Source organism: Arthrobacter sp. H20 (assembly GCF_000520515.1).
Classification (GTDB): Bacteria; Actinomycetota; Actinomycetes; order Actinomycetales; family Micrococcaceae; genus Arthrobacter_D.
In genome coordinates, this window is the sequence record NZ_AZRY01000155.1 from 16,598 (window position 1) to 43,409 (window position 26,812).

General features: G+C 63.2%; 21 protein-coding genes and 1 tRNA gene. 15 read left to right on the plus strand and 7 right to left on the minus strand.

Annotation, left to right across the window (positions count from 1 at the left end):
• Positions 1-39: 39 nt before the first annotated feature.
• Complete coding sequence (locus Y703_RS0100265) at positions 40-1,122, minus strand: PLP-dependent cysteine synthase family protein (RefSeq protein ID WP_026551133.1); 1,083 nt, start codon at positions 1,120-1,122, stop codon at positions 40-42.
• A 138-nt stretch (positions 1,123-1,260) separates the two neighbouring features.
• Between Y703_RS0100265 and Y703_RS0100270 the strand changes: the two genes are divergently transcribed.
• Together Y703_RS0100270 and Y703_RS0100275 are read left to right on the plus strand one after the other, a co-directional pair.
• Entirely contained in the window at positions 1,261-2,091 is an 831-nt protein-coding gene (locus Y703_RS0100270; RefSeq protein WP_026551134.1) for a sulfurtransferase, read from the plus strand.
• Positions 2,092-2,196: 105 nt separating this feature from the next.
• Complete coding sequence (locus Y703_RS0100275; protein ID WP_026551135.1) at positions 2,197-2,628, plus strand: HIT family protein; 432 nt, start codon at positions 2,197-2,199, stop codon at positions 2,626-2,628.
• 30 nt (positions 2,629-2,658) lie between these two features.
• Here the strand turns inward: Y703_RS0100275 and hrpA are convergent, their stop codons facing one another.
• Positions 2,659-6,639: an ATP-dependent RNA helicase HrpA gene (gene hrpA / locus Y703_RS0100280; protein WP_026551136.1), complete on the minus strand. Its 3,981-nt coding sequence runs from the start codon at positions 6,637-6,639 to the stop codon at positions 2,659-2,661.
• 42 nt (positions 6,640-6,681) lie between these two features.
• A complete protein-coding gene (locus tag Y703_RS0100285; RefSeq protein ID WP_026551137.1) occupies positions 6,682-7,638 on the minus strand; it encodes a helix-turn-helix transcriptional regulator in 957 nt (318 codons plus the stop codon).
• Between the two features lie 62 nt (positions 7,639-7,700).
• Here Y703_RS0100285 and Y703_RS16970 point away from each other — a divergent pair, with 62 nt between their 5' ends.
• Positions 7,701-8,045 (plus strand): hypothetical protein, encoded by a 345-nt coding sequence (locus Y703_RS16970; protein ID WP_051427156.1) that lies wholly within the window; start codon positions 7,701-7,703, stop codon positions 8,043-8,045.
• Between the two features lie 61 nt (positions 8,046-8,106).
• Here the strand turns inward: Y703_RS16970 and Y703_RS0100295 are convergent.
• Positions 8,107-8,179, minus strand: a tRNA-Arg gene (locus Y703_RS0100295).
• A gap of 149 nt (positions 8,180-8,328) precedes the next feature.
• Here Y703_RS0100295 and argS point away from each other — a divergent pair.
• The 9 genes from argS (at position 8,329) to Y703_RS0100340 (ending at position 20,353) form a co-directional block, all read left to right on the plus strand.
• On the plus strand, positions 8,329-9,978 hold the full coding sequence (gene argS / locus Y703_RS0100300; RefSeq protein WP_026551138.1) for an arginine--tRNA ligase: 1,650 nt from the start codon (positions 8,329-8,331) through the stop codon (positions 9,976-9,978).
• Between the two features lie 2 nt (positions 9,979-9,980).
• Complete coding sequence (lysA, locus tag Y703_RS0100305; RefSeq protein WP_026551139.1) at positions 9,981-11,450, plus strand: diaminopimelate decarboxylase; 1,470 nt, start codon at positions 9,981-9,983, stop codon at positions 11,448-11,450.
• A 16-nt stretch (positions 11,451-11,466) separates the two neighbouring features.
• Positions 11,467-12,819: a homoserine dehydrogenase gene (locus Y703_RS0100310; RefSeq protein WP_051427157.1), complete on the plus strand. Its 1,353-nt coding sequence runs from the start codon at positions 11,467-11,469 to the stop codon at positions 12,817-12,819.
• Positions 12,820-13,947, plus strand: coding sequence for a threonine synthase (thrC, locus tag Y703_RS0100315; RefSeq protein WP_026551141.1), 1,128 nt, complete (start codon positions 12,820-12,822; stop codon positions 13,945-13,947).
• A 46-nt stretch (positions 13,948-13,993) separates the two neighbouring features.
• Positions 13,994-14,950, plus strand: a complete 957-nt coding sequence (thrB, locus tag Y703_RS0100320; protein ID WP_026551142.1) for a homoserine kinase — start codon at positions 13,994-13,996, stop codon at positions 14,948-14,950.
• 352 nt (positions 14,951-15,302) lie between these two features.
• On the plus strand, positions 15,303-17,495 hold the full coding sequence (gene rho, locus Y703_RS0100325) for a transcription termination factor Rho (RefSeq protein WP_026551143.1): 2,193 nt from the start codon (positions 15,303-15,305) through the stop codon (positions 17,493-17,495).
• A gap of 152 nt (positions 17,496-17,647) precedes the next feature.
• Positions 17,648-18,724 carry a peptide chain release factor 1 gene (gene prfA / locus Y703_RS0100330; protein ID WP_026551144.1) on the plus strand — a complete coding sequence of 359 codons (1,077 nt, stop codon included), beginning with the start codon at positions 17,648-17,650 and terminating at the stop codon, positions 18,722-18,724.
• Positions 18,725-18,735: 11 nt separating this feature from the next.
• A complete protein-coding gene (gene prmC / locus Y703_RS0100335; protein WP_026551145.1) occupies positions 18,736-19,632 on the plus strand; it encodes a peptide chain release factor N(5)-glutamine methyltransferase in 897 nt (298 codons plus the stop codon).
• Positions 19,633-19,636: 4 nt separating this feature from the next.
• Positions 19,637-20,353: an L-threonylcarbamoyladenylate synthase gene (locus Y703_RS0100340; RefSeq protein ID WP_026551146.1), complete on the plus strand. Its 717-nt coding sequence runs from the start codon at positions 19,637-19,639 to the stop codon at positions 20,351-20,353.
• Here the strand turns inward: Y703_RS0100340 and Y703_RS0100345 are convergent.
• Genes Y703_RS0100345 through Y703_RS0100355 form a run of 3 tightly spaced genes read right to left on the minus strand, consistent with a single transcriptional unit; the run spans position 20,295 to position 23,117 of the window.
• Positions 20,295-21,242, minus strand: coding sequence for an NAD-dependent epimerase/dehydratase family protein (locus Y703_RS0100345; protein WP_026551147.1), 948 nt, complete (start codon positions 21,240-21,242; stop codon positions 20,295-20,297). The genes Y703_RS0100340 and Y703_RS0100345 overlap by 59 nt on opposite strands.
• Positions 21,230-22,216 (minus strand): glycosyltransferase, encoded by a 987-nt coding sequence (locus Y703_RS16975; protein ID WP_051427158.1) that lies wholly within the window; start codon positions 22,214-22,216, stop codon positions 21,230-21,232. Before Y703_RS16975 ends, Y703_RS0100345 begins: the two co-directional genes overlap by 13 nt.
• 1 nt (position 22,217) lies before the next feature.
• Entirely contained in the window at positions 22,218-23,117 is a 900-nt protein-coding gene (locus Y703_RS0100355) for a glycosyltransferase (protein WP_026551148.1), read from the minus strand.
• Between the two features lie 169 nt (positions 23,118-23,286).
• Here Y703_RS0100355 and Y703_RS0100360 point away from each other — a divergent pair, with 169 nt between their 5' ends.
• From Y703_RS0100360 to Y703_RS16985, 3 genes are all read left to right on the plus strand, one after another.
• The gene (locus Y703_RS0100360) at positions 23,287-25,116 is read left to right on the plus strand and encodes a polysaccharide biosynthesis protein (RefSeq protein WP_026551149.1); all 1,830 of its coding nucleotides are present in this window, start codon (positions 23,287-23,289) and stop codon (positions 25,114-25,116) included.
• Positions 25,109-26,131 carry an MraY family glycosyltransferase gene (locus Y703_RS16980; protein ID WP_035763187.1) on the plus strand — a complete coding sequence of 341 codons (1,023 nt, stop codon included), beginning with the start codon at positions 25,109-25,111 and terminating at the stop codon, positions 26,129-26,131. Before Y703_RS0100360 ends, Y703_RS16980 begins: the two co-directional genes overlap by 8 nt.
• Before the next feature lie 154 nt (positions 26,132-26,285).
• Positions 26,286-26,795, plus strand: coding sequence for a hypothetical protein (locus tag Y703_RS16985; RefSeq protein ID WP_035763178.1), 510 nt, complete (start codon positions 26,286-26,288; stop codon positions 26,793-26,795).
• The last annotated feature ends 17 nt before the right edge of the window (positions 26,796-26,812 follow it).

Consider the following 26,812-nt stretch of genomic DNA (forward strand, 5'->3'; position numbering starts at 1 on the left):
AGTTCTACCCGGTTCCCGCGACTGCCGCTATCCGGCAGTTCAGTCCTGCCAGGTGTCAGTGGCGAAGAAGTGCTCCAACACAGCGGTGTAGGGGGTCGGCTCCAGGTCGCGCGCGGAGAGCCAGGCGTCATCGTCGTAGGAGCCCGCATACCGGGTTCCAGCGTCGCACATGAGGGAGACGACGCTGCCCCGGCGCCCTTCGGCCATCATCCCGGCGATCAGGGTCCAGACACCCCACAAATTCGTCCCGGTGGATGGGCCAGCATGCAGGCCGGTGAGCTGACGAAGGTGGCGCATCGCAGCGACCGAGGCGGAGTCGGGCACCTGGATCATGTGGTCGATCACGCCGGGCACGAAGCTGGGTTCCAGCCGGGGCCGTCCGATGCCCTCGATCCGGGAGGGACTGCCCGCCGCGGCCGTGCCGGAGGTTTGCCACGCCGGGTAGAAAGCTGAGTTCTCCGGGTCGACGACTGCCAGCCGGGTGGGGTGACGTTGATAGCGGATGTACCGGCCGATGGTCGCACTGGTCCCGCCGGTACCTGCCCCCACGACGATCCAGTCGGGGATGGGGTGCTGTTCGAGGGCAAGTTGGCCGAAGATCGATTCAGCAATATTGTTGTTGCCTCGCCAGTCGGTGGCGCGCTCAGCGTAGGTGAACTGATCCATATAGTGGCCGCCTGCCGTAGCTGCCAGGGTTGCAGCGGTGTCGTACACCTCTGACGCGTGATCCACGAAGTGGCACGCGCCGCCGTATTGTTCGATCAGGTCGATCTTTTCCCTGCTGGTGGTGCGGGTCATCACGGCGATGAACGGCAGGTCCAGTAGCTGGGCAAAGTATGCCTCGGAGACGGCGGTGGAGCCGCTGGACGCTTCGACGATGGTCGTGCTCTCGCCGATCCAGCCGTTCACCAGGCCGAAGAGGAACAGCGAGCGTGCCAGCCGGTGCTTGAGGCTTCCTGTGCGGTGAGTCGACTCATCCTTCAGGAACAGTTCGATTCCCCAGTGCTCCGGCAGCGGAACCGCATAGAGATGAGTATCAGCGGATCGGTTGTTTTCAGCCTCGATCCGGCGGATGGCTTCGGCTGCCCAGGAGCGGTCCGGGAGGGGCGTCAGGGTGTTCACTGGTTTAGCCTACCGGGCCCACCCGTTCCAGCTCGGAGGAGTTGACGGGCTGTGGATTGGAGTACGGGCCCGGGCTGTGGTGGACTTGTGCTGACAAGGCCCGGCAGTGTTGCCGGTCACATTCAAAAGGAGATCTTGATGAAGACTCTGATGGACGTGCAGGCCCTGCGGGACCGGATGACCTCCGGTGCGCAGACGGTCCTGCTGGATGTCCGCTGGGCGTTGGGCGATCCCCACGGCCACGGTCATTACCATTCAGCCCACATTCCCGGCGCGGTCTACGTTGACCTTGAAGCCACGCTCAGCGGTGAACCGTCGGCACGGGAGGGTAGGCACCCGCTCCCGGGCATCGATCGGCTGCAGGAAGCCGCGCGCCAGTGGGGCATCAACGACGGCGATGTGGTGGTGGCCTATGACAACTCAGGCAATACGTCAGCCGCCCGGCTGTGGTGGCTGTTGCGCTGGGCGGGCCTGGATGCTGTGCACCTGCTCGATGGTGGGCTGGCCGCCTGGACCAGCGCTGGCTTCGAGACCGAGGGCGGAGAGGAACAGCATTGCCTCGGCGAGGTGGAACTGAACCACGGGTCCATGCCGGTTGTGGACATTGACAGAGTTCCGGAGATTGCAGAGCACGGCGTGCTGCTCGATGCCCGGGCGGACGAGCGATTTCGTGGGGAAGTGGAACCGCTGGACCCCAAGGCTGGTCACATTCCCGGGGCGGTCGGCGCTCCAACGACTGGAAACCTCACCGCTGATCAGCGGTTTAGGACGCCGGCCGATCTGCGCCGCCGCTTTGAGGCACTGGGTGTCAGGGATGCCGTCGAGATCGCTGTGTATTGCGGATCGGGGATCACCGCCGCCCATCAGATAGCAGCCCTGGAGATCGCAGGTTATCCAGCTGCGCTGTACCCGGGGTCCTGGTCGCAATGGTCCTCACGGTCCGATCTACCAGTGGCAACGGGCGCCTGAAGACCCGCCACAACTGTCACCCCATCGTCGAGTCAACACGAATGACCGGTTTCCGGCGCGAAACACGTTATTTCTGTTGACTCGATCCGGAACCAGAGGAGTTGCATGAGTACCCTATTCACCAAGATTATCGACGGCGACATTCCCGGGCGGTTTATCTGGCAGGACGACGACGTCGTGGCGTTCCTCACCATTGCCCCGCTCACTGATGGACACACCCTGGTCCTCCCACGGCAGGAGGTAGCACACTGGGTGGAGGCGGAACCGGAGCTCCTCGCCAAGGTGATGGCGGTGGCTCAAACGGTAGCGAAGGCCCAGACGGCTGTGTTCGCTCCGAAACGGGTGGGGGTGCTGATGGAAGGGTACGAGGTGCCTCATCTGCACGTCCATGTCTGGCCGACGCAGAGCGCCAAGGACTTCGACGTGCACGCCGTCGACCACAACCCCGATCCTGCCATCCTGGACGCCAACGCCCACGCCCTCCGGGAAGCCCTCCGCTCGGCCGGGTACGGGGCGCACGTTCCCGAGACGAGCTAGCCGGCAGAGCTGGTTCACGGGCCGAGCTGGCTAACCGGCTGAGCCCACCCCGGTCCGCTGTGCTGCCATCGCCTCGGCGATGGCAGCACGGATCCGCTTCTCCGACACGGTGTACGCGGTGCCCAGCTCCTGGGCAAACAGGCTGATCCTGAGCTCTTCAAGCATCCAGCGGACTCTTGCGAGAGCGGGAGGGGTTTTACGGCCGCCCGGCGCGAGGGCTGCGACGGCGTCGTCGTACTCATCTTCCAGACGCTGGACGACGGCGACGCCGAGCGAATCCCGCTGGACATTACCGGACAGCTTGGCGAGCCGAGTCTCGATGCCGGCCAGGTAGCGGGGCAGATGGCTCAGCTGGGCGTACCCGGTTTTCGCCACGAAGCCCGGGTACACCAGCTGTTCCAGCTGACTCCGGACATCATTGAGCGCGGTGATCTGGGCAAGGCTGGTGGACCCTTTGAGGTGTTTCTCGATCCTGCGGGTGCTGGACAGGATCTTTTCGATAGTGGCGGTGACAGCGAACACCGTGTCAATGAGCTCGGCGCGGACTGTTTCATAGAGTGAGTTGAACCCGGTCTCCGTCCAGGGCAGGGTCTGCGGTGTCAACTTGTCGACCGCGGCGAGCGTGCAGTCCTCGATCAGCCCCGCGACACTCCCATGTGGGTTCTGGCTGAACGTGAGCTTTTCCGCGTTGCTGAGGTGCTCCAGAACGTACTTGGCGGGGCTGGGAACGCGCACGGTCAGGAGCCGGATGACGCCGTCGCGCATGAAGGCGCCCTGCTCGGCCGGGTTGGGGAAGACGGCGAGTCCAGCGGAGCCGCCCTCGTCGGTCAACGCCGGGTAGCCGGTCACGGTGTGCCCGTTCACCAACCGGGTCACCTGCCGCGGGATGTCACCAAATGTCCACGCTGTGAGGCCGGATTGCTCGGTGACCCCACTGCCGATTGTCGAGTCAGACGGTGCCTGGGCGCCGGTTGCAGAGCCGGACGCGGCGCCGTTGAACCCGCGTCGGGACCCTGCTGCTCCCGCCTGCGCAGCCTTCTTCGCTAGCCGGGCGGTGGCAGGGGTGGCGCCCAACGATTCGGCGATCGCCCGGCGTGTTTGGGGTGCAAGCCGCTCCTGCAAGGCTGCCAGGTCGGTGCCCTCATCGAGGATCTTTCCCTGGCCGTCAACCACCTGAAAGGACATCAGCAGGTGATCGGCCAGCACGCCGCGATTCCATGAACCCGGTGCGATGATGTGTCCCTTGAGCCTGCGCAGGGCCAGTTCCAGGGACTGTTCAAGATCATCGCTCGTCGGATCGAAGTCGGTATTCAGCGCTGCGACAGCACTCCGTGCAACGTCGGGGGCGGGAATGAAATTCTTGCGCACCTGTTTCGGCAGCGACTTGATCAGGGCGGTCACCAGTTCCACCCGCAGCCCGGGAATCTGCCAATGAAACGCCCTTGCTTCGAGCTGGTTCAGGAACACCACCGGGATCTGGACCGTGACGCCGTCGGACGCGCCCTGGACCCCGGGCGAGAACTCATAACTGAGGGGCAGCTCGAAGCCGCCCTGATGCCAGGTCGTGGGGAACGCTGACTCATCCAGGTCACTATTGGCGGCGAGTAAATCCCCGGGCAAAAAGTCGAGGTGATCCGGCTGCCCATGTCGGATGTTCTTCCACCAGGAGTCGAAGTGCCGTTCAGAGACGACCTCTGGCCCTACCCTGGAATCGTAGAACTCGAACAGGGTTTCGTCATCGACCATCAGGTCGCGGCGGCGCAGCCGGTTCTCCAGCTCTTCGATCTCGGCGAGGCGTGCCTTGTTGCGGTGGAAGAACTTGTGGTGGGTTTTCCAGTCGCCCTCCACCAGGGCATGCCTGATAAACATTTCGCGGGCAACCTCGCGGTCGATCCGCCCGTAGTTGACCCGGCGCTGCGGGACGATTGGGACGCCATACAGGGTGACCTTCTCGTGGGCCATGACCGCGCCCATCTTCCGGGACCAGTGTGGCTCACTGTAGCTTCGCTTCACCAGGTGCGGCGCCACCTCCTCGGCCCACAGGGGGTCAAACTTCGCCGCAACCCGCGCCCAGAGCCGTGAGGTCTCCACCAGCTCGGCTGCCATCACCCAGTCGGGTGACTTTTTGAACAGAGCGCTGCCGGGGAAAACGGCGAAGCGGGTACCTCGGGCACCGGCATACTCACGCTTGCGCTGATCGTAGAGGCCGATGTGGCTCAGCAGCCCGGCGAGCAGGCTGATATGGATTACTGTGTCGTTTCCGACCGGGTCCACCGGATCGGGGGAGAGTGTGATCCCCAGCGGCTTGGCCAACTGACGCAGCTGAGCGAACAGGTCCTGCCATTCCCTGACCCGCAGGTAGTTGATGAACTCGTTGCGGCACAGCCTGCGGAACTGGGTAGAGGAGAGCTCCTTTTGCTGGTCCTGCAGGTAGCGCCACAGGTTCAGATATCCGGTGAAGTCCGAGTTCTCGTCGAGGAAGCGCTTGTGCATCGTCGTGGCGGTCTGCAGCTTCGCGCCCTGGTCCGCCTGCGGACGCTCTCGTGGATCCTGGATGGTGAGGGCAGCCGCGAGCACCATCACCTCCTTGGCGCACCCGCGGTGACCTGCCTCCACGATCATGCGGCCCAGCCGGGGGTCTACCGGCAGTTGCGCCAGCTTGCGGCCAATTGGGGAGATGCCACCCGAAGCCTCCAGCGCACCGAGCTCCTTCAGGAGGGTCACCCCGTCGTTGATGGCCTTGGAATCAGGGGGCTCAACAAACGGGAAGTCGGCAACATCCTTGGGCCCGCGGGTGACCCCCATGGCGGTCATCTGCAGGATCACTGCTGCCAGGTTGGTGCGCAGGATCTCAGGGTCGGTGAATGGGCGGCGGGCCTCGAAGTCTTCCGCCGAGTACAGGCGGATGGCGATGCCGTCGGAGACCCTGCCACACCGGCCGGAGCGCTGGTTGGCCGAGGCCTGGGATACGCGTTCGATCGGCAACCGTTGCACCTTGGTGCGGTGTGAGTAGCGCGAAATACGGGCAGTGCCGGTGTCGATGACGTACTTGATGCCGGGAACCGTGAGCGAGGTTTCGGCGACGTTAGTGGCAAGAATGATTCGCCGTCCCGGGCCGGAGGGCCGGAAGACCCGGTGCTGTTCCTGCAGCGACAATCTGGCGAACAGCGGCAGGATGTCGGTGCCCTCGAGCCGGGGATTGACCTGGACCCGGGCACGGAGGGCATCGGCCGCATCGCGAATCTCGCGCTCGCCGGAGAAGAACACCAGAATGTCCCCGGGGGCTTCCTTGGCCAGTTCGTCGACGGCGTCGCAGACGGCGTCGAGCGGGTCCCGGTCCTCCTCCTGCTCGCCGGGATCGGCGCCGGCGTCAGATTCGCCGGCCGGCTGGCTCAGTGGGCGGTACCTGATTTCCACCGGGTAGGTCCTGCCGGAAACCTCGATGATTGGTGCCGGGGCCTTGATGCTCACGGCTTCGTCGGCCGCGAAGTGCGCGGCGAAGCGTTCGGGGTCAATGGTGGCCGAGGTGATGATGAGCTTTAGATCGGGCCGCTGCGGCAGGATCCGCTTCAGATAACCGAGGATAAAGTCGATGTTCAGGCTGCGCTCGTGGGCCTCATCGATGATGATGGTGCTGTACTTCTTCAACAGTCGATCATGCTGGATTTCGGCCAGCAGGATGCCGTCAGTCATCAGCTTGATTTTGGTGCTGCGGCTGACCTCGCCGGTGAACCGTACCTGGAAGCCGACCTCAGCGCCCACCTTGACATCCAGTTCCTCGGCGATGCGCTCGGCAACAGTGCGTGCGGCAAGGCGTCGGGGCTGGGTATGGCCGATCAGGCCATTGTCGGCGAGGCCCAGCTCCACGCACATCTTGGGAATCTGGGTGGTCTTGCCGGAGCCGGTTTCGCCGGCAATGATCGTCACCTGGTTTGCGGCGATCGCAGCCATGATGTCGGCGCGGCGCTCGGAAACCGGGAGTTCAGGGGGGTAGGAGATAGTCAGTGCCATGGTTGATACCAATTCTAGGCGGTTGATGGTGAGCGGGTCCGCTCAGCCTCCTGATGCCCTTGTGAGGCGTGCCGCCGCTAGCCGGGCGCGCTCGCGCATCTGGGGTGGCTCCAGTATCTCGAACTCAAGCTCAAGGGCCACCAAGTGCATCAGCGGCCAGTCGAGTGAATCGAAGCCGGCCCGCATCAGGGTGTGCAAGTCCCCGTCGCTCTGAAGCTCGGCGGTGCCTGGGGAAATCTTTTGCGAGACCTCGGTGATATTCCCCGTCAGACGGACGACGACGTCGTACTTGTACGGTGAGCGCGTGATGGACTGCTGCACGTACAGGGCAAGGTCGCTGGCGGGAAGTGGGCGGGGGCTGAACCTCTCACGCTGCGCCGGGACGCTCTGGCACCGGTCCACCCGGAACGTGCGCCAATCCTCCCTGGTGGAGTCCCACGCCACCAGATACCAGCGGCGGCCGGTATCTACGAGCCGGTAGGGTTCGACCACCCGACGCGAGGATTCACCATCCTGGCGGGCATACCTGAAGACCACTGTCCGTCGTTCGGTGATCGCGGCGGAGAGGGCGGTGAGGATCTCTGGCTTCACCGGCGTGCTGACGGCTGACATCCGGGTTACTGCATTTCGCAATCCTGCAAACCGGGGGCGAAGCCGGCTGGGGAGTACCTGTTCCAGTTTGGTCAGCGCCCGCACTGACGCCTCGCCAATCCCCGCGACGGGGCTCGCCGTCACGGCGCTGAGGCCGAGGGCGACGGCGAGCGCCTCGTCGTCGTCGAGCAGTAGCGGGGGCAACTGCGCGCCAGCGCCCAACTGGTAGCCGCCGGCCACTCCCGGTGAGGCGTGGATGGGGTATCCCAGGGTGCGGAGTTTTCCCATATCCCGTCGGACGGTGCGCTCGGTGACGCCCATTCGGGCAGCAAGCGCCGAGCCGGTCCATTCCCGGCGTAGCTGAAGCAGCGAGAGCAACTGAAGCAGCCGTGCGGAGGTTTTCAACATGCCACCAAGTTAGTCCCAAACCAGGTCAGTAGCTGTCCTGAATTGCTTTCTATTCTGGCCGGATGGACCTCATCAAGGAATTGACCGAGCAACTTCGGTGGCACTGGGATCATCAGGCACGCCCCCGGCTAGGCGGTTTGACTGATCAGGAGTACTTCTGGGAGCCGGCGGTACGGGAACCGCGGCCCGGCGGTGCGGGAACCGCGGCCCTCCAGATGGGGAGCGGCGCACTCACCATCGACTTTGAGTATCCGGAGCCGGTGCCGGCTCCTGTCGCCACGATTGCCTGGCGGATGGGTCATCTGATGGTCGGGGCACTGGGTGCCCGGGTGGGCTCACACTTCGGGGGCGAGCCGATGGACTATCAGACGTTCGAGTATCCGGGTACCGCTGACGTGACACGTTGAACAGACTTGCACCTTAAAGCAGTCAACCCCCAGACTTCAGTGAAATCTGGGGGTTGTTCTGTGCCCTCGATAGGATTCGAACCTACGACCTTCTGCGCCGGAGGCAGACGCTCTATCCCCTGAGCTACGAAGGCGGGATGCCGGTTAGACCGGCCCCGAAATGGGACTCACTGAGCTTATCAGGGAAGGACCCCCTGACGAAAACCCCTGACCGCTCCACGTGTGGTGCACGCCGTAACGTCACAGAAACGGCCGCAGCGGTGCGCGCCGTTATGCTGGATGAGTGACTCCTGAAGAACTCTCTGCCGCTATCTCCTCCTGCCTGAAAGACGCTGTCGCCGCTGGCGAATTCGACGTCGTGCTTCCGTCTGAGGTGCGGGTGGAACGGCCCAGGAGCCGGGAGCACGGGGACTGGGCCACCAACATCGCTCTCCAGCTTTCGAAGCAGGCAGGGATGAACCCGCGTGAGTTCGCCCAGATTCTCAGCGGTCGCCTGGAGCAGCTCGACGGCGTCAAGAGTGTTGCCATCGCTGGTCCCGGGTTCCTGAACATCACTCTCGACGCCGCCGCCGCGGGTGAGCTGGCACGCTCAATTGTTGACGCCGGCCCCGCCTTCGGTGCCAGTGGGCTGATGGCTGGCACCAAGATCAACCTCGAGTTCGTGTCGGCGAACCCCACCGGTCCCATCCACCTCGGTGGCACCCGCTGGGCAGCCGTCGGAGACGCGCTCGCCCGGCTCTTCCAGTCCCAGGGCGCCGACGTGACCCGCGAATATTACTTCAACGACCACGGTGCCCAGGTTGAACGGTTCGCACGGTCCCTCTGGGCCAGTGCCAAGGGCGAGCCCTCTCCAGAAGACGGGTACGGTGGCGCCTACATTGACGACATCGCAGCCCGGGTCCTTGTGCTCGATCCTGCGATCCTCGATCTCGAACGGGATGAGTCGATCGAGCGGTTCCGGGAGCTGGGCGTCGACCTGATGTTCAGCGACATCAAGAAGTCGCTGCACGACTTCGGTGTCGATTTTGACGTCTACTTCCATGAGCATTCACTTTTTCAGGACGGTTTCGTCGAAGGTCTGCTCGAGAACCTCAAACTCTCAGGGAACCTGTTCCTAGAGGACGGCGCCTGGTGGTTGCGGTCCACTGAATTTGGCGACGACAAGGACCGCGTGGTCATCAAGTCCGACGGCGCCCCGGCCTACATTGCCGGCGATATCGGCTACTTCGTCAACAAACGCCGCCGCGGCTTCGATCTGAACATCATCATGCTCGGAGCGGATCACCACGGGTACGTGGCCCGGCTCAAGGCGGCCGCTGCCGCGCTGGGAGATGACCCGGACACCGTCGAGGTGCTGATCGGCCAGATGGTCAACCTGATGAAGGACGGTGTCCCGGTCAGGATGTCCAAGCGTGCGGGGACCGTTGTCACGCTTGAGGACCTGGTCGACGCCGTCGGGGTTGACGCTGCCCGGTACACCCTTGCCCGCTTCTCGGCGGATTCCAACATCGACATCGACCTTGACCTCTTGACCCGGCGCACCAACGACAACCCGGTGTTTTATGTGCAGTACGCCCACGCCCGGACCCACGCGGTGGAGCGCAACGCAGCTGCCGCCGGCGTGGACACCAGCGCATTCGATGCCTCGGAGCTCAGCCACCCCACCGAGGGTGAGCTGCTGGCGGCGCTCGGCCAGTTCCCAGGGATGGTTGCGCAGGCCGCAGCTTTCCGCGAACCGCATCGCGTAGCCCGCCACATCGAGGTCATCGCCGGTACCTACCATCGCTGGTATGACGCCTGCCGGATCGCGCCACTGGGAGACGAAGCGGTCACCGACCTGCACCGCACCAGGCTCTGGCTGAACAACGCCACCCAGCAGGTTCTAGCCAACGGGCTGGGCCTCCTTGGCGTCTCAGCACCGGAGCGGATGTAACAATGACCAACGATTCACCGCTGGCCCCTGGCTGGCTGAGCTACCCTGACGACGTCAACCGGCTGAACACCGCCCTGTGGGCTCGTGATGTCGCCCGTGACGGCGATGAGCTCTCGATCGGGGGCCTGAACGTCGGGGCTCTCGCTGAACAGTTTGGCACTCCACTGTTTGTGGTGTCCGAGAACGATTTCCGGGCCCGTGCGCGCAGCTTCAAGGACGCCTTCAATGCAGCCTTCGCCGACCTGTGCGGGGGCGTGGACATCTACTATGCAGGCAAATCCTTCCTGTGCACTGAAATTGCCCACTGGGTAGCCGAAGAAGGCCTGCGGCTGGATACCTGCTCCGGCGGTGAGCTCGCCATTGCCATGCGGGCCGGTATACCGGGGGAGCACCTTGGACTTCACGGGAACAACAAGTCCGACGCCGAGCTGGGACGGGCGCTGGATGTGAACGTGGGGCGCATCGTGGTGGACAGCCTGCCCGAGCTGGAGCGGGTCGCCGCGCTGGCTGGCGCCCGCGGCACCACCGCCAACGTGATGTTGAGGCTCACCCCAGGCGTCCATGCTTCTACCCACGAGTTCATCGCGACCGCCCACGAGGACCAGAAGTTCGGGCTTTCCCTGGCTGGCGCAGCGGGCAGCTCGAGTCCTGCGGGTTCGGTGGCGGCCTCAGGCGACCACGCCTCACCCGCCGCCCAGGCAGTCGCTGCCGCGCTAGCCCACGAGTCCATCAACCTCCTGGGCGTTCATTGCCACATCGGATCGCAGATCTTCGAGTCTGAGGGCTTCGAACTTGCCGCACGCAGGCTACTGGCCTTCCTGGCACAGGTCCGGGACCGCCACGGCGTCGAACTCCCCGAACTGGATCTCGGCGGCGGCTACGGGATCGCCTACACCGAGGCCGACAAGCCCCGCCCTCCGGCGGAAATCGCGACGGCGATGGCCGACGTCGTCGGGTCCACCTGTGCCCTGCTGGGCCTGCGCGTCCCACGGATTTCCATTGAGCCCGGGCGGGCGATAGTCGGGTCAACCACCTTTACTCTGTACACGGCGGGCACCACCAAATCTGTCAGGGTTGACGTCGACGGCGCCGACAGTCAGCCGCGGCGGTACGTGTCGGTGGATGGCGGAATGAGCGACAACCCCCGTCCAGTCCTCTACGATGCTGACTACTCAGCGGTGCTCGCCTCCCGGGCGTCGGCTGCCACCCCAGTATTGTCCCGGGTGGTCGGGATGCACTGCGAGAGCGGCGACATAGTGGTCCGGGATGTCTACCTTCCCGAGGACACTGACGCCGGTGATCTCGTGGCAGTTCCAGGCACTGGAGCCTACTGTTGGGCGCTGTCCAGCAACTACAACTGGGTTGCCCGCCCACCGGTCGTGGCAGTCCGGGATGGCAGTGCACGGCTGATCGTGCGCGGCGAAACCGAGGACGACATCCTGGCCCGCGACATTCCCCGCACCACCAACTGATTGCAGGAGCGACACCATTTCATTTGATCCAGCTTCGAAAACTCCCAACGCGTCCACCCTCCGGGTCGCACTGCTGGGCTGCGGCAACGTGGGCTCCCAGGTGGCCCGGATTTTGCTCGAAGACGCCGATGCGCTGGCTGCACGCACCGGAGCCCGGCTCGAACTGACAGGCATCGCAGTGCGCACCATCGATGCGCCCCGCGACGTCGACTTGCCGCGGGAGCTTTTCACCACAGATGCTGAATCACTGGTCGAGGACGCCGACATTGTCATTGAGCTGATGGGTGGGATCGAACCAGCACGGACGTTGATCCTGCGCTCCATCGAGCACGGCGCGACAGTGGTTAGCGGCAACAAGGCGCTGCTGGCGCTCGATGGTCCCACCCTGTATGAGAAGGCTGACGCCGCTAAAGTCCAGCTCTCCTATGAGGCAGCAGTGGCGGGGGCAATCCCTATCCTGCGCCCTATCCGTGACAGTCTCTCCGGCGACCGCATCACCCGGGTTCTCGGAATTGTTAATGGAACCACCAACTTCATTCTCGACCAGATGGACACCACCGGCGCCCAATTTGACGACGCCTTGGCCGAGGCCCAGCGCCTGGGCTACGCGGAAGCCGATCCCACTGCCGATGTTGAGGGTCACGACGCCGCAGCGAAGGGAGCCATTCTTGCTTCCCTCTCCTTCCACACCCGCTTTGCGCTGGAGGACGTCTACTGCGAGGGCATCACCAAGGTAACCGCAGCTGATATCGCGGCTGCCAAGGATGCCGGGTTCGTCATCAAACTCCTCGCTATCGCCGAGCTAGTCCCACGGGACGGAGCCGACGGTACCGGCACTGAGGGTGTCAGCGTCAGGGTGCACCCCACTCTTTTGCCACGGGACCACCCACTGGCGGCGGTCCACGGTGCCTTCAACGCAGTCTTCGTCGAGGCTGAGAACGCCGGTGAGCTGATGTTCTATGGCCAGGGCGCCGGCGGCACACCCACCGCCTCGGCCGTCCTGGGTGACGTTGTCAGCGCTGCTCGACGGCTGGTGCTAGGCGGACCTGGACGGACCGAAACCACAACCGGCCACGTACCTGCCCTGAGTATCGATTCGGTCAGCACCAGCTATTCGATCGGGCTCGATGTCGCTGATCAGCCGGGAGTACTTGCACGGATCGCCCAGCTGTTCACAGAACAGGGTGTGTCAATCGAAACCCTTCGGCAGAGCATCCATCACGCAGATGACGCGGGACAAGCCACGGCAGAGCTACGCATCGTGACACACCGGGCCAGCGAGGCAGCGCTCGCTGCAACAGTTGAACAGATCCAGGACCTGGACGTCATCAATTCAGTGACGAGTGTCCTTCGAGTGGAAGGAGCCTAAGTGGCTCACCAATGGCGCGGCGTTATCCGCGAATACGCAGAACGCTTGCCCGTCTCGGAGACCACAACGATCATCACCCTGGGCGAAGGTGGGACTCCACTGGTGCCAGCCAAGGCGCTTTCCGAGCTGACCGGGTCCCAAGTCTTCCTCAAAGTGGAAGGAATGAACCCCACTGGGTCGTTCAAGGATCGGGGCATGACCATGGCCATCACAGCGGCGATCGAATCCGGGGCGAAGGCAGTGGTTTGCGCCTCGACCGGTAACACCTCAGCCTCGGCGGCCGCCTATGCTACCCAGGCAGGCATCACCTGCGCCGTGCTGGTCCCGGACGGCAAGATCTCAATGGGTAAGCTCAGCCAGGCCATCGCGCATGGCGCCGAACTGTTGCAGGTTAACGGCAACTTCGACAATTGCCTCGACGTGGCACGAAAGCTTGCCGAGGCGTACCCGGTTTTTCTGGTTAACTCGGTCAATCCCGCCCGGATTGAGGGTCAGAAAACCGCTGCCTTTGAGGTAGTTGACGTCCTGGGCGACGCACCTGACTACCACCTGTTACCGGTTGGAAATGCAGGCAACATCACCGCTTACTGGAAGGGCTACCGGGAGTACTCTGAGCCGTACACCAACCCACACGGTGTTGACGACGGGACTGTGCTGCCGCCCGTCGCTACCAAACGTCCGGTGATGTGGGGCTTCCAGGCTGAAGGCGCTTCGCCTCTGGTCAAGGGCCACCCCGTTACCGAACCCGACACCATTGCGACGGCGATCCGGATTGGCAACCCTGCATCATGGGATCAGGCAATTGCGGCGAGGGATGAATCCGGAGGACTGATTGAATCAGTGACCGATGAGGAGATTCTCGAAGCGCACCGTTGGCTGTCTGCGCGCGAAGGTGTCTTTGTCGAGCCAGCGTCGGCTGCAGGGGTCGCGGGCCTCCTGAAAAAGCATGCAGCGGGTGCAGCGCCCGTCGGCAAAACCATAGTGATCACCGTAACGGGCCATGGCCTCAAGGACCCCCAGTGGGCACTGAAAGCCGCGGACGGGTCCGACGTGGAGCCGACCAAAGTGGATTTCGACGTCGTCAGCGTCGCTACAGCGCTGGGGCTTGAGGACCGCGCGGGTGAGTGAACGGGTGCCCGCGCCGGAGGTTGACCACGCTGTCGGCAGCACCAGGATGGTGGCGGCGGGTCAGGAGGCAACGATCCGGGTCCCCGCAACCAGCGCGAACCTGGGGCCGGGGTTCGACAGCCTGGGTCTTGCGGTCTCCCTGTTCGACACTGTCAGGGTGCGAACCACCACCAGCGGAACTGTCAGTGTCGCTGTGACTGGCGAGGGCGCCGATGAGCTGCCCAGCGACGGAACCCATCTGGTCGCCCGTACTCTCCTGAGCACCCTCGAAAGGGCAGGATTCGGTTGCCCCGGCCTTGAACTGGAAACACAGAATCTGATCCCCCACGGCAGGGGCCTCGGTTCCTCTGCGGCGGCTATTGTCTCGGCCGTCCTGGCTGCCAATTTTTTGCTTCCGGAGGATAACCGGGTGGACGAGGCGGGAGTCCTCCAACTGTGCTCGACTCTTGAGGGTCATCCTGACAACGTGGCACCTGCCCTGCTGGGGGCCCTGGCTATCTCGTGGGAAACGGGAAGACTTTTTCGAAGCACCCGTGTGCCGGTTCATCAAGCGATTGTCCCCGTAGCGGCAATCCCCTCGACTTCCCTGTCGACTGAGACAGCACGGGCGCTGCTTCCGGCTTCCGTTTCCCACTCAAGCGCCGCGACCAACGCTGGTCGCGCCGCACTCCTGGTCCACGCGTTGTCGCACAGGCCTGAGTTCCTGTTGGACGCCACTGCCGATTTACTGCATCAGGACTATCGCGCTCAGGCGATGCTGCCCAGTGCCACTCTCATGCGGCAACTTCGGGCGCAGGGATTTCCGGCGGTGATCTCCGGTGCTGGCCCGACAGTAATGACCCTGGCCACCAGTGATGCCGAGGCTGAGGCGGTCAAGGAAGTCATTGAGTCGCTATCCGTAGATCAAACCAATGCAGATTCCCTGCCCCGGTGGCGCGTCCTAAAGCTGCCTGTGGCCGTTGAGGGTGCTAAACTGGTGGTGCACCAACGGAATGGACCGTGACCCGTCTTTACTGTCGTAACTGTTTCAAGCAGTCGCAAGGTGGCAGGATGGATTACTGTTCAGCTGAGTGCTTCTGCTGAAATGGCCGTCATTGTCTTTTGACCGCTGCAAAGCTGCATGATTATCAGCAGTCGCATCACCTCCGGTGTAACCTCCCACGAACGTCAGAGTGCCATCGGTTTGAAGATAAACCGAAAGCCTACTTACTTCCGAAGGTTCCTAGCACGTACGGCCAGGCCGGACTCTTCCGGCAGGACCGAACCCTTACCGCCAGTTCGTATAACGGCGGCGGGGCTAACCAAACGCGGTCCACATCAGAGTTGGACCGCCCGACGAGGGGGAAGGATCCTTCGTGACTGAAACCACTGACCTGTTATCAGGTGTGGACACATCAACCGCCGGCACAGCCGACGCTCCCGCTTCCAAAAGCTCCGGCCTTGCCGGGCTGAAGCTCGCCCAGCTCCAGGCCCTTGCCGGCCAACTGGGTATCACCGGCGGGTCCAGGATGCGCAAAGGCGACCTGGTCTCGGCCATCTCAGATCATCAGCGTGGTTCAGCGGTTGCAGACCGTCCCAAGGACGGCTCAGCAACCGAAGGAAACGGTGCCGCGGAGCCAGAATCCAGCCAGTCAAACGGGTCCACCCGTTCCTCGCGCCGTTCGTCCGGCCGCGCCGGAAGCCCCGCCGCTGCCGCTTCATCGGACGGCGAGGAGACTGCACCAGAGCAGACCGAACGTCCTTCGCGTACCCGGAACCGTAATCGGCGTGCCGGATCCGACGGCGTTGTAAGCGTACCGACCGCTGACGCCGCCCAGCCGGAGGCGACTAACGGTTCAACAGGCGACGATGCCGACAACAACGGCAGCGACAACAGCGGCCGTGACAACAGCGGAGAGCGGTCACGTGGACGTTCCCCCCGCGAGAATCGCCGTGGCCGTCGCGGCGAAGAGCGCGCTGAGGGCACGTCGAGTGAGGCAGCCGAGTCGTCGTCCGATGAATCCTCGCGTGGCGCCGACCGGGGCAGCCAGGGTGGCGACTCGGCCACCGGTTCCAACGAGCAGACCGAGTCGAACGGCCGCAATGATCGTGGCGGACGCACCCGGAATGACAACCGGAACGACAACAACGACAACCGGAACAACGACAACCGGAACGACAACAACCGGGATGATGACAGCCGGGGCCGCAACCGCAACCGCCGCAACCGTAATTCCCGCGATGACAGCGGCAACGGAAATGATCGCGGAAACGACCGCGGCAATGATCGCGGAAACGACCGCGGACAGGGCAATGACCGTGGCAGCCGGTTCCGTGACCGCAACGACAGGAACGACCGTCGTCGCAACCGCAACCAGAACCCCGAGGTCGACGACGTCGAGGTCACTGACGACGACGTCCTGCTGCCCGTCGCTGGCATCCTCGACGTCCTGGAAAACTACGCGTTCGTGCGGACCTCGGGCTACCTGCCCGGCCCCAACGATGTCTACGTATCCCTGGCCCAGGTCAAGAAGCACAATCTGCGCAAGGGCGACGCCGTGGTTGGCGCCATCAGGGCGCCCCGTGACGGCGAGAACCAGAACAACACGCGCCAGAAGTTCAACGCGCTGATCCGCGTCACTTCGGTGAACGGCAAGCCCGCAGAGGACCTCAAGGACCGCGTTGAGTTCGCCAAGCTGGTCCCGTTGTATCCCACCGAACGCCTGCGCCTTGAGACTGAGGCGAAGAAAATCGGGCCTCGAGTCATCGACCTGGTGGCGCCCATCGGCAAGGGCCAGCGCGGTCTGATCGTTTCGCCGCCGAAGGCAGGCAAGACACTCATCCTGCAGGCCATCGCCAACGCGATCACCATCAACAATCCTGAGGTTCACCTCATGATGGTGCTGGTCGACGAACGGCCCGAGGAAGTCACCGACATGCAGCGCACGGTCAAGGGGGAGGTCATTGCCTCGACCTTCGACCGGCCAGCTGATGACCACACCACGGTCGCCGAACTCTCCATCGAACGCGCCAAGCGTCTCGTGGAGATGGGAATGGATGTGGTGGTGCTGCTCGATTCGATGACACGTCTGGGCCGTGCCTACAACCTGGCAGCGCCGGCCTCCGGCCGGATCCTGTCCGGTGGCGTGGACTCCGCTGCTCTCTACCCGCCGAAGCGCTTTTTCGGTGCAGCCCGCAACATCGAAAACGGTGGATCCCTCACCATCCTTGCCACTGCACTCGTGGAGACCGGGTCCAAGATGGACGAGGTCATCTTTGAGGAGTTCAAGGGCACCGGCAACATGGAACTGCGCCTGTCCCGGAACCTCGCCGACAAGCGGATCTTCCCGGCGGTTGATGTGAACGCGTCAGGTACCCGTCGTGAAGAGAAGCTGTTGTCCCCGGACGAGGTCAAGATCATGTGGAAGCTGCGCCGGGTTCTGTCCGGACTGGGCGAGCAGCAGTCACTTGAATTACTGACCAACAAGATTCGGGAAACCCAGTCGAACGTCGAGTTCCTGATGCAGGTCCAGAAGACCACGCTCGGTTCCAAGAACGACGACGACTAGCAAGCCAGCCGCCGCCCACGCTCGTCCGGTCCGCCGGATAGAGCGTGGGCGGTGTTGTGCTTAACCAATCGAGTCAACAGAAATGACCGGTTTGCCGCCCGGGGTAGGTTATATCTGTTGAATGGAATTCGTCCGAAAGAGGTATTTTCCAAATGTTTGAGTCGATCCAGAACCTGCTCGACGAGCACGCCGAGCTGCAGCTACGGCTCTCGGACCCGGCAGTGCATTCCGACCAGGTCCTGGCCCGCAAGCTCGGCCGCAGGTACGCCGAGCTCAGCGGTATTGTCGATGCGCATACCAAGTGGGAGGCGCTCAAGGACGACCTTGAGGCAGCGCAGGAAATGGCTGACGACCCCGAATTCGCGGCCGAAGTGCCGGTCCTCGAGGAACAGTTGGCCGCGGCACAGGAACGTCTGCGCCGTCTCCTGATCCCACGCGACCCCAACGATAGCCGTGACGTCATCATTGAGGTCAAGGGCGGCGAAGGCGGCGACGAGGCAGCATTGTTCGCCGGCGATCTGCTGCGCATGTACACCCGCTACGCTGAAACCCGCGGCTGGAAGACCGAGATCATCTCCGCCAACGAGTCCGATCTTGGCGGGTACAAGGATGTCCAGATGGCGATTAAGGGCTCGTCCAACGACCCCGGGGAGGGCGTCTACGCCCGCCTGAAGTTCGAGGGTGGCGTTCACCGCGTGCAGCGTGTTCCAGTCACCGAATCGCAGGGCAGGATCCACACCTCCGCAGCGGGAGTTCTCATCCTGCCTGAGGTTGACGAGCCGGAGGAAGTGGAGATCAGCCAGAACGATCTGAAGATCGACGTCTACCGCTCATCAGGGCCTGGCGGTCAGTCAGTGAACACTACTGACTCGGCCGTGCGGATCACTCACCTCCCGACGGGAATTGTGGTTGCGATGCAAAACGAGAAGTCCCAGCTGCAGAACCGTGAAGCGGGGATGCGGGTGCTCCGGTCCCGGATTCTGGCACACCAGCAGGAGCAGATTGATGCAGCGAACTCCGATATCCGGAAGTCGCAGATCCGCACGATGGATCGCTCCGAGCGCATCCGCACCTATAACTACCCTGAGAACCGCATCGCTGATCACCGAACCGGGTACAAGGCCTACAACCTTGATGCGGTAATGAACGGTGACCTCGAAGCGGTGGTCCAGGCAGGCATCGAAATGGACGAGCAATCCCGGCTTGACGCAATTGGCGAGGACGACTGAGTTCCCTCTGAATGACTAATGATCAACGACCGTCTGAAGAGTCGCTGGAGAGCGCCCTCGAGCGTGCAGTTGGCATCCTTGCCGACGCCGGTGTGCCCAGCCCGCGGGTCGACGCCCATTTGCTGGCAGCGCACGTGCTGGGGGAGCCGGTAGGGCGGGTGAAGACGCTGGCGCTGCTCGGTGCCGGCGCACCAGCAGGCTACTTCGAGCTGGTCGCCGAGCGCGCGCAGCGGGTGCCGCTGCAGCACATCACGGGAACGGCCTATTTCCGTCGGGTGGAGCTGTCGGTTGGGCCCGGCGCGTTCATCCCGCGCCCTGAAACGGAATCGGTGGCGCAGCTCGCCATCGATCACTCACTGACGCTGACACGGCCCAAAGTGGTTGACCTCGGCACGGGAAGCGGCGCGATAGCCGCAGCTATCGCCGATGAGGTGCCTGATGCCGACGTCTACGCGGTGGAATACAGCCCGCTGGCTCATGCGTGGGCGGAACGTAACCTCTCAGGCCGGGGTGTGAGGTTAATCCTGGGGGACCTGCGGGACGCATTGGATGACGCTGACGGCACGTTCGATGTAGTGGTCTCCAACCCTCCTTACATTCCGTCGGCAGCTGTGCCCCGAGAACCTGAAGTGGCTGATCATGACCCCCACATTGCGCTTTACGGCGGTGGAAGGGACGGGCTGGAACTCCCTTTGGCCGCGGCGCAAAGTGCAGCGCGGCTCCTAGTCCCCGGCGGATACTTTGTGATGGAGCATGCTGAAGTGCAGGCCCAGTCGATCGCCGCGCTCCTGGCCTCCGACCCCCGCTGGTCAACAGTGCAGAGCCATCAGGATCTTACCGGGCGTGACCGCTCAACCTCGGCTGTGCGCAGCCAATACGCCAACTCAGGCGCACCAGTGAAAGAATAAGTCAGTGACCACCAGCTATGACTGTTCCGATCCCGCTCAACGCAGCGACGGGTTAGCCCATGCCCAACGAGCTATCGCAGCCAATCAGTGTGTGGTGCTCCCCACCGACACCGTGTATGGCATCGCCGCTGACGCGTTCTCGCCGCAGGCCGTTGCTACCCTCCTGGCGTCGAAGGGGCGTGGCCGGAGCATGCCGCCGCCGGTGCTGATTCCCCGGGTTCAGACGATGGATGGACTCGCTGCGGATATTCACCCAGATGCCAGAAAGCTGGCCGAGGCGTTCTGGCCCGGCGGGCTGACCTTGATATTCCGGGCGCAGCCTTCCCTGACGTGGGACCTTGGTGACACCCTTGGCACGGTGGCGTTGCGTGTACCCGACGATCGGGTGGCACTGGATCTGCTGGCGTTCACTGGCCCCCTGGCCGTTTCCTCAGCCAACCGCACGGGCGCCCCTGCCTCGACCACTGGGGCTGAGGCGTTCGATCAGCTAGCCGCAGCGGTTGAGGTATACCTAGAGGGTGGACCGCGCAGTGCCACCGCGTCGACAATCGTCGATGCGACGGGGGAGGACCTGGTCCTGGTCCGCACGGGCAGCATCTCTCTTGAGGAACTGCAGGAAGTTGTCCCTGGGCTCAAGGACACCCCTAGCGAGTCGACTGACCTTAACGTCCCGCACGGCCCTGACGACGCCGGGACGCAGCCTTCTCCAACACCCCGCTGACTCGGTGTTCTACGCGTATGCCGTGGGTGTCCGACCAGCCCGTCTCCTGAGCTTGCCCAAACCACATTAGCTCCACGCGGCGCAGGCTGCCATGGAGTCGTTCTCCGGCAGCCGCCGACACAGCGTAGCCCACGCGGAGCAGCACGCGGCACAGCCGCCGGGGTAGCACGATCGGGGTACCGCCGGCAGCTTCCAGGACGGAGCGGACTGTCATTCCCTCGCTCGGCTGCAGAACGACTGCCGGAACCGATCCCTCAAAAGTTCCGATCTGGACAACAAAATCCGCCAATGATTCCACCGATGTGACGGGAGTCGCAGCGGTGCCGGGGGCAGCTACCGACGCAAGAGGCGAACCGGCCAGCTTGGCCAGGGCAGTAGTTGTCGGCCGATCAAGACCCTGAACTGAGGTAGCCCGGAGCACAACTGTGCTGAGACCGGCCACGGCACCCCGGAGCGTCTGCTCCCCCAGAGCCTTGCTCCGGGAGTAGGGCGAAAACGGCGCGAGTTCGAATGACTCGTCAAGCACATCCCGTTGTCCCTGGACTGCAGCGCTGCTGAGATGGATCAGGCGATCGACACCCGCCGCAGCGCAGGCCTGCGCCAGTAACGCGGGGAGCAGCGAGTTGGCACCGCGCAGCTGGGGAGTGTCACCGCTTCGCGGAGCGGCAAGGCCGGCGGCATTTACCACTACTGTTCCACCAGCTACTGCAGCGGTGAGCTCGGCGAGAGCCGGGTGATCGGCCGCCTCCGCGATAAGTTCGACTACCGTTGTGGCGTTACTGGTCAGGCGGGGCGCAGAAATTGCTGCGACGTCTAGACCGGCGGCTTCCGCGGCGTGCATCACCGCTGAACCGACAAAACCGGTGGCACCAAGGATCAGCCAGGGCATCGTGAGCGTCGTCCCTTCTGCTGTTCTATCCGGTCAGGATCCACTGGCGGCATCGGCTGCCATCCGGGGTCCGTGAGGATCCCACGCGACTCGCGCCACCCCCGCCACAGGGAAGCCAGTCCGGAAAGCGAATGCTCCACCGCGACAAGTCGCAGCAACTCCTTGGCAGCGGTGAGCAGCGTGCCCATTCCGAATCCCCAGCGGTTGAACTTGCCATTGGCCCTCAGATAGCGTGCCAGATGGCCCCGGTTCCGCATGCCGCAATACCGGCCCAGGTCATTGGAATCATTGAGATGCCGGACTCCGAGGTCGATCTGCTTCTGCGGACGAGCCTTCTTCAGTACGTACCCGTTGATGTAGGCGACGGGCTCAGACTGGGCTATCAGCCAGCCGTAGGTGGTGTCGTCACCGTTGAGGAAGAATCGCGGATCTGGCAGGCCGACGCGGCGCACCACATCGGCGTGCACCAGCATTCCTTCGAAGCAGCCCACGTTGGTAAGAAACACTTCGCGGTGTCGGAAGACGTTTCCGCGAACCGGAAAATGAACACCAAGGAATGCGTTGAAGTGGTGTTGCCAGAAAAAGGGCTTGCCAGAGTGGTCGTAGCGGCGACCGTGCAGGCACCGGTAGGTTCCCATCCAGGGCTGGAACGCAGCGATCGCGCCAGGCAAGGCCTCGACGTCGTCGTCCATCAGCCACAGCCATTCTGCGCCCTCCGCGAGGGCTCGTTCAGCGCCAACAGAGAAGCCGCCGGACCCGCCAACGTTCTTGTGCAGGCGATGGTGAATCAGCGGAACGGGCAGGTTCGCCGAGGCGATTACCTCGTCCGTGTCGTCGGTGCTCGCGTTGTTGACCACTATGACGGCGCTGGGTGCAGGGTCCAGGCGCGCGATTGTCTGCAGCAGGACTCGCAGGTAACCGGCCCGGTTGAAGGTGGTGACCACCACCGTCACGGAGGCGCCAGCAGCTGACATCCTAAAAGCCCTGGTCCGACGGCGGTCCGAAGCCTCGCGCGCGGACGCCAGTGAAGTATGCAGAGAACCATTCGGTGAAGCCGCGCAAATCGCGGTGCTTCAGGAAATACAGCGGGTAGCCCACCCCATCGGCGATCAGCGATCTCACCCGGCCGTAGCGGCGGGTCAGGTATCCGCGGTTGCGGTAGTAGTAGAAACGTTTGAATGCTGTCTCAGGGACCAGAACATGAAGCCGGTCACCGAGCACCTGCTGCGTCTCGGCCCAGCCCGGCGGATGGCTGAGTGCAACAGTGGTCACAGTGCCGAACGGGATTCCAGCCTTGCGCAGGCGCAGCATGAAGTCAGTCTCGTCCCCGCGGATGAACAGTCGCAGGTCAGGAAGCCCCACCCGGAAAAACACTTCAGTGCGGATCAGGGCACCGTTGAAGAACTGACCGACATCCCTGATGATCCCCAGCTTCTCGACTTCGGCGCGGTCGTGCACCGAACGGCCCGCCATGCGGAAGGGGAAAGATAGTTTTGTCGGTTCACCGGGGGCAACTATCAGCGGGACGACGACGTCGAGCCGCTGGGTTTTTGCCGCCTCCAGCAGGGTCGCGAGTGCGAGGGGGTCTTCGGGGTGGGCGTCGTCGTCCATAATCCAGACCCACTCGGCGCCGCTCGCCATCGCGGAGAGTATTGCCAGGGAAAAGCCGCCAGCGCCGCCTAGATTACTCAGAGAACGGATGTAGTTCACTGGTGCATCAGACTCGGCGGCGATGGCCTCGATATTGTGGGTTCCGGAGTCAACCAGCGCTACCGACGTGAGGTTCACACTCTGCTGGGACAATGCCAGCAGGAGGGTACGGAGGTCGTCGGGGCGGTCAAATGTTACTGCCGCAACGGCCACGGTATCCTGCAAAACAGTCCTTTCCGGTCCACTCGCAACACGCCTCGAAAGCGGTCAGGGCCGGGTAGTGCGGTTAGTATTCTCGGGTAGAGAGAGTCTATTACACCAGCACGAGCTGAGATTCTGCCGTGAGGACTCGAAGAGCACGTTTGCAATAATCGCCGAGCCGTTGTTAGGAACCATGAAACTCGCTGACAGCGTGGATCCAGCCCGGGACGGGCCCGGGAACCGCAGGACCACCCGGTCGGAGAAGCCAGCCCTCTGGCTCTGGTCGCAGTACATTTTCGATTCAGTCGCCTGGGTCGTGGCAATTCTGCTGGCGCTGGTCCTCCGGTACGAACTACTCATCAATCAGATCAACGTGCCCGGCGTAGTGGTGTTCTGCGCGGTCGCCCTTGTCGCGCAGCTGGCGGTCGGCCTGAGCTTTGCCCTCTATCGCGGGCGGTACAGCTTCGGCAGTTTCCACGAAGCGAAACTGCTTGTCATCGTGACGGTCATCGTCTCGGTCATCCTGCTACTGGTGAGCATTGCGTTCTTCTCGATCATCGAGATTCCCCGCAGCATCGGCATCATCGCCTTTCCCTTTGCCTGCATGTTCATGGCGTCGACCCGCTATCTGAAACGCATGTTCGTGGAGAGCAAGGCGAAACCCGGTGAAGATGCACAGCGCACCCTTATCTATGGCGCGGGCTTCCTGGGCGGTTCCCTGGTTGGCCGGATGCTCCAGGACCGGGACTCTCCGTACTTCCCCGTGGGCCTGATCGACGACGACCCGGCAAAGAAGCACCTTCGGCTGGCGACCGTACCGGTGCTGGGCCGGCTCGAGGATCTCCCGGGCATTATTTCGCGTACCCGTGCCTCGATTCTGGTCATAGCCTTTGCCGACGTCGAGGCGGCCCAGGTGCGCAAGGTGTCCGACCTGGTGGCAGGGATGAATATCAGGGTACTGGTGCTCCCGCCGCTGCGGGACATGCTGGCCACCAGCAGCTCAGGCGCAGGGTTCTCGGACTTCCGCGAGGTAGCGGTCGAGGACCTGATTGGCCGCCGTCCGGTGGATATCCACGCTGACGAGGTGGCCGGGTATATCACCGGCAAGAAGATCCTGGTCACGGGTGCCGGCGGTTCCATTGGATCTGAGCTATGCCGCCAACTCGCGCACTTCAGTCCGGCCGAGCTCATCATGTTGGACCGGGACGAAACAGGGTTGCAGTCCACCCAGCTGTCCATGACCGGGCGCGGCCTGCTGACCGGCAAGGACACGGTGCTTGCCGACATCCGCGACGCGGACACTCTGCTGGGAATCTTTGAGTCGCGCAGACCCGAGGTGGTCTTCCATGCAGCGGCCCTCAAACACGTGTCGCTGCTGGAGCAGTACCCGGAAGAGGCCTGGAAGACCAATGTGCTCGGCACGCAGAACGTGTTGGACGCCGCCACAGCGGCGGGCGTAAAGCACTTCGTTAACATTTCGACCGATAAGGCAGCGAATCCCACCAGCGTGCTGGGACACTCCAAGCGGGTCGCCGAGAAGCTCACGGCCTGGCAAGCCATCCAGACGGCCAATAGCTACGTGTCGGTTCGGTTCGGCAACGTGATCGGGAGCCGGGGGTCGATGTTGCCATTGTTCACCGAGCAAATCCGGGTGGGTGGGCCCATCACGGTGACCGATCCCGAGGTCACCCGATTCTTCATGACCATCCCGGAGGCCTGCCAGCTGGTTATTCAGGCGGGTGCCATCGGGCGTCCCGGGGAGGTGCTGATCCTTGACATGGGCGAGGCAGTGAAAATTCTCGACGTCGCCCAGCGGATGATCGCCATGTCCGGGAAAGACATTGAAGTGGTCTTCACCGGGCTTCGGCCCGGGGAGAAGATGCACGAGGATCTGGTGGGATTCGGTGAGGACGGAGCCCGGCCGCTGCATCCAAAGATTTCCCACACCTCCGTATCCACCCTTGACCCCCTGCAACTCAATCTGATCGATTGGAAGCGGAAGGGTGGGATTCTCAGTGAATGAGCTGCAGCTCGCACTGGTGGTCGGCGTGGCTCTGGTCCTGAGCGCATTGCTCCCGTTTGCCCTCAAGCCCTTGCTGGCGAAGCTCGGTGTGCTGGATATTCCCAACGAACGCTCGTCCCACACAGCGGTAGTCATCCGCGGCGTCGGCATCACTGTTGCAGTGGGTATTGCGGCAGGACTGGCGCTCTCTCTGGTGACAGGTCTGGTGGCGGTGGATCGCTCCCTGATCCTGATTATCCTGGCCATGCTCTCCGCGGCAGCGCTCCTCGGCTGGATTGAGGACTATCGTGGGATCTCGATTCAGGTGCGGGTGCTCCTCCAGCTGGCCATCGGGGCCGTAGGCACTGCAGCTTTAGCCTGGACCATTGGCCAGAGCTTCTGGTGGGTGCCGGTCGGTGCGCTCGCTGTGGCAGCCTACGTTAACGCAGCGAACTTTATGGACGGAATCAACGGAATTTCCGGCATGCATGGTGTGGTGGTCGGTATTTTCTATGCGGTTGCTGGGATGCTCAGCTCCCAGCTGTGGTTGGTCGTCGCGGGACTGGTCCTCGCCGCTGCCTTCGCTGGCTTCCTGCCCTGGAACCTCGGCAGGGGAACCGTGTTCCTCGGCGACGTCGGCAGCTACCTGTTGGGCGCATCGGTCGCTGCTATTGCTGTCACCGGCCTCCTCGCGGGGGTATATCTCGAATATCTGCTCTCGCCGGTGCTGATCTACCTCGCTGATACGTTCACCACCTTCCTGCGCCGGGTGCGCGCCGGTGACCGCTGGTACGCCCCACACCGGGAACATGTCTACCAACGTCTCACCGACGTGGGGCTGACCCATGTGCAGTCGGCACTGGTGGTAACGGTTGCGTCGATGCTGACCGGCGCTGCGGGGTTTGTCGCCGCGACCGCCCCGCCGCTGGTCGCTGTGGCCTTTTCGCTCCTCGCCGCAGCAGCGGTTGTGCTGTATCTCTACACACCGCGGTTGCTGGCCAAAAAGTCCACCGGCCGTATCTCGTTGGAGCGATGAATCTACCGACTACCTCAGGAAGATCGCGCTCTGGCCTCATTGCTTCATGCAACGGGTGTTCCTCAGTGATTTCTATCTACGGTAGAATTTGTAGCGTTCTCGCCGCGGCAAGCTTCAGCTGTGCCCTGCGCCCAAATCTATGGATGGATCACCCATGAGTACACCGGATGCAGTACGCGCTGGCTCACCAGGTGACGCAGTGCTCCCAATCTCAGGGCCAACCGGGTCACTGTGGATGATGATCTTGCGGGGTTGCCTAACGGTCACTGGCGCGCTGGCGTTGCTTGCCTTCCTGTTGGGATTGGTGGCAGTTGATCTGCGGGCAGCACTCAGCTACGTAGCTAGCTTCAGCCTGGTAGCGACGTTCTTCTCTATCAGTCTTCTCGTCGGCCACTACGGAGGTCGGCGCAATCCAACCCGCGCCATGACCCTTTTTGCCCTGACGTACCTGGTCAAAGTTGTCGGTTTTGGCGCGCTACTAATCGTCGTCGGTACCCCGGACTGGCTGGACCGGACATGGTTCCTCGTCGGAGGACTGGCCACGGTGGTCTTATGGCAGATCGTTGAACTGTATCTGTTCTCTAAGTCCCGCCACCTGCTCTATGACGATCCTGAGACAGTAGACCGCACCAGTGGAAAGGAGCGCGACCATGAAGCACAATGACAATGACAATGACAATG